Here is a 3,882-nt window from a genome sequence, read left to right on the forward strand (position 1 = left end):
CCTGCCGTGGCCGCCGTCGTGCGTGCCTTGCGGCAGGCGACGGCGAGGTGTGAGCCGGAGCTGCTGGGCCGGGGCTGATTGGCCTGCACCTAGAGCTCGAGCGCGACCGCCCGAACTGGAGATCCGTCCAGTCCGCGCAGCTTCAACGGCAGGGCGGACACCACCGGATTCGGCCAGGTCACAGCGTCGAGGTTGGTCAGGTTCTCGAGAATCGCTCCTCCTGCCCCGAGGATCACCGAGTGCACCGGGAGGTCCAGCACGCCCCCTGCCCCGGGCGTCGGGTCGGGATTCAGCGTGTCGACCCCGATCACTGTCACGCCTGCCGCTACGAGGCGCTCGGCGATGAGCACCTCGATCACGGGATGCTGCAGATACGCTCCGGTATCGAAATACCGTGACCATCCGGTATGGAAGAGCACGATGTCTCCGGGAGCCACCTCCTCCAGCTGGGCTTCGACATCTGTCCAGCGGATCGTGTCGGTCTTCTTCAGGCCGGCGACACGCACTATCCGTGCGGGGCCGAGGAGCCGCAACAGGTCGAGCGTATCCACCGGCGCGCCACCGTCGACCGTATGCAGGGGTGCGTCCACGTGGGTCCCGCTGTGGGTACCGAGGTGCAGCCCGGAGACCTGGAAGCCGTCCTGCGGAACCGTCGCAGCGAGCTCCGTTCTCACGGGCGGATCACCCGGGAAGACCTGCATGCCCGTTTCGACGGGGTGGCTCAGGTCAACGAGGCGCATCCACCACGTCCCGGTGTTCGCCATCCGCGAGATGGTGCTGAAGGGGTTTGCTGCGGTCGATCTGCTTCGAGGCGACGGCCCAGCCCAGATACAGCACCACGGAGATCACGAATGTCGGGATGGTGGCGCCGATGGGGCTCGGCACTGTGTAGGTAAGGACGAGGGAGGCCACCGCACCGATCAGCCAGACTGCCACCGCGGGGATGTTGACGCCACCCTTGTACCAGTAGCTGCCGCCGGTTCCGCGAAGGATGTCCTTCGAGTAGGAGCCGCGCTTCACGATGTAGTAGTCCACGAGCATCACGGCGAAGACCGGGATGAACAGGGACCCGATCAGCACGAGGAAACTGGTGAAGGAATTCAGCAGGGCCAGCCATGATGATCCAAGGATCGAGATGCCGCCGAGGATGAGGGCCGTCGGCAGGAACTTCACCCGGTTCGACGGCACCAGGTTCACGACAGAGGACACCATGCCGTAGACCACCATGGTGTTGGTGGCCATGACGGACAGGAAGATCACCACGGCCAGGGGAGCGCCGAATGCCGCAACGATGACCGTGGGATCGAATCCCACCGCTTCGCCGCCCTCCAGCACCACATAACCGATGGCCGTCGCGCCCAGTGTCATGGCGAGGACCGTGGACAGGGTGTATCCGACGCCCGAACCGATCATGCCGGCGGCCTGGGACCTGGCGAGCCGGTTGAACTCGGCGGAAAGCACTGTCCAGGAAATCGCGGTGGCGATGACGACGTCGAGCACGGCGATGCCTGACCAGCCGGCTTCGGGGTCGGCTGGAAGAGAGGTGAAGTCGGCCACTGGATGGGAGGTGAAGGCCACCGTGAACACGTACGCCATGATGGCCAGGATGACGAGTGCAAGCCACGGCTCGACGCGGGCGATACCAGCGTGTCCGAAGATGGCCAGGCAGACGACGAGGAACTGGCAGAGTACCGAGAACAGGATGGGATTGGAGAAGCCGGTTGCCTGCTCCACCAGGAAATTCACGGTGACGCCGGCGAGCATCGCCTGGACCCAGCTCCATCCCATCAGGATGACCACATTCGCTGCGACCGGGAGGAAGGATCCCCGCAGGCCGAATGATCCCTTCGTCAGGGACATGGTGGGCAGCCCGGTGCGCGTACCCATGTTGCCGACGAGCACGAGTACCGCGCCGCCGAGAAGGGTTCCAAGGATGATCAGGCCGATCGCCAGTGGCCAGGGAACGCCGGGGACGAAAAGCGTGCCGGTCAGCAGGGTGGTGACCACCAGGTTCGCCGCAAGCCAGATCATCCCGATCCTGGCTAGGGGCAACGTCCCTCGAATGGGCCCGTACCCCTCGGAATTCTCGTCGAGGTGCCTCGACAGGCGCATCCAGGCCGAGCCTTGCCGGCCGGGTGCATGCTGGTGCTGGGAAGTCATAAGGGCGCTCCGGGAGTCAGGGATGGGCGGGAACTGGCGAAAGGTGTTCATGGACGGCTTTGATGGAGCCATCCGTGAGTTTGCGGAAGACGATCGTCTCCCTCTCGAAGGTGGCCTCCGGGGAGCCGCCTGTCCCGGTGATGGTCTCCACATCATGCGAGAAGACGGCGACCTCCCCGAGGAGCTGGATCAGGGGGTTGGTGCTCTCACACGAGACAACCCGCCAACCATCGTCCAGCCACGAGTCCCAAAGGACCTCATAGGCCGCCCGGGTTGCAAGCCGCACCGGTTCGCCGTGAAAAATGAAGGATGCTTCGGGGGTGAAGGCATCGAAGTAGGCGCCGGTGTCGGTGGCAGCGAAGGCCGCGACGAGCGCCGTCGCTGCCTGTTCCACTTCGTGCCGCGTCAGATGCGCGGTTGTTCCTGTTCCCATTGCAGGTTCCTCACTCGGGTGGCACGGAGCTTGTCGCGCCGGAACCTCTCGGGTTGCCAGCAATGCAACAGATGTTTACCAAAGTGTGGAGTGGCGAGCGCCCCTTGTCAATGGATGGATCAGTCCTTCAGCACCTGCGCCCCGGCGGCGAACTTTTGCACCTGCTCGTCCTGCCACAGGTGCGCCGGTACGCCGCCGCCGAGCAGCTCCCGCGCGAGGGAGGGGCTCTCGCCCAGCGGGGCGTCGCTCCCGGCGATGATGACGTTGCCGTGCCTGCGCCCCTTCAGCATCGCCGGGTCCGCGATGATGACCAGGTGCTGGAACAGCGAACCGATCGTCGCCGCCTCCCGGCGCGCCACCTTGAGATCGGGGCGATCGCCGCAATTGACCAGATACACGCCGTCGGGCGCCAGCACGTCCTTGGCCTCCTGGGTGAACTCGACGGTGGTGAGGGCCTGAGGAGTAAGGCTTCCCGCGAAGACGTCCCGGATCACCAGGTCGCGGCTCGACGCGCTCAGCGATTGCGTGACCTCGCGCGCCTCCCCCACGCGGATGCGCACCAGCGGCGCCCGCGGGAGATCGAACCATTCGCGCACCAGTTCGGCGAGCCTGCCGTCGAGTTCGACCACCACCTGGCGCGCATGAGGATGCGCAGCGGCGAAGTAACGCGCAAGGGTGCAGGCTCCCCCGCCGAGGTGGAGGACCCGGAGCTTTGCCTGCGCCTCCCAGCGGGCGTCGACCAGTGAGGCGATCCATCGCATGTACTCGAAGTCGAGGCGCAGCGGATCGGCGAGGTCGATGTGCGAGCTCGGCACTCCATTGATCCGCAGCACCCACCCGTTGGAGTTATAGGGATCGGGCTCCAGCTCGCAGGTCCCGGTGTCGATCGGGAACTCCCCGTACACCGGCTGCGGTGCAGCGGCCCGGGCCATCAGTCCGTCATCCGGCTCGAACGGAGAACGACGACGGGCCGGATCGGTAACGGGGACATGCTGCAATGCTACTGGCGGTGCATCCGGAACATCGGCCGGAAGTGCCAGGTGGGGCCGCACGGCATCGTCGTGCCGTCGGGAATGAAACCGTTGCGAACGTAGAAGCGCTCGGCCCGCGGATTGCCCTCGAGGATCCAGAGGTACGCCGGTCTCGTGCCGATCGCGATGTGCAGCAGGCGCTGTCCCAGGCCGGACCCGTGCGTCCGGTTCAACGTATAGATATGGTGCAACTCGAAGCCCGGGCGGTCCGGGTCACGGCCCGGCCCCGACGTCGCAATGCCGACCGGGGCCCCGTCG

At 65.9% G+C, this 3,882-nt stretch carries 5 protein-coding genes; all 5 read right to left on the reverse strand.

Annotated features, from left to right (window positions below):
• Positions 1-89 precede the first annotated feature (89 nt).
• Positions 90-764: a cyclase family protein gene (locus tag Y705_RS0102435; RefSeq protein WP_253908451.1), complete on the reverse strand. Its 675-nt coding sequence runs from the start codon at positions 762-764 to the stop codon at positions 90-92.
• Complete coding sequence (locus tag Y705_RS0102440; protein WP_049822167.1) at positions 727-2,112, reverse strand: purine-cytosine permease family protein; 1,386 nt, start codon at positions 2,110-2,112, stop codon at positions 727-729. The genes Y705_RS0102435 and Y705_RS0102440 overlap by 38 nt, the downstream gene beginning before the upstream one ends.
• 64 nt (positions 2,113-2,176) lie before the next feature.
• Complete coding sequence (locus Y705_RS0102445; RefSeq protein ID WP_049822152.1) at positions 2,177-2,593, reverse strand: YybH family protein; 417 nt, start codon at positions 2,591-2,593, stop codon at positions 2,177-2,179.
• 119 nt (positions 2,594-2,712) lie between these two features.
• Complete coding sequence (locus Y705_RS0102450) at positions 2,713-3,525, reverse strand: spermidine synthase (protein WP_049822153.1); 813 nt, start codon at positions 3,523-3,525, stop codon at positions 2,713-2,715.
• Positions 3,526-3,593: 68 nt separating this feature from the next.
• A partial coding sequence (locus Y705_RS16775) for a GNAT family N-acetyltransferase (protein ID WP_155849868.1) occupies positions 3,594-3,882 on the reverse strand: 289 nt, incomplete at its 5' end.

Source organism: Arthrobacter sp. H41, assembly GCF_000520535.1.
Lineage (GTDB): Bacteria > Actinomycetota > Actinomycetes > Actinomycetales > Micrococcaceae > Arthrobacter_D.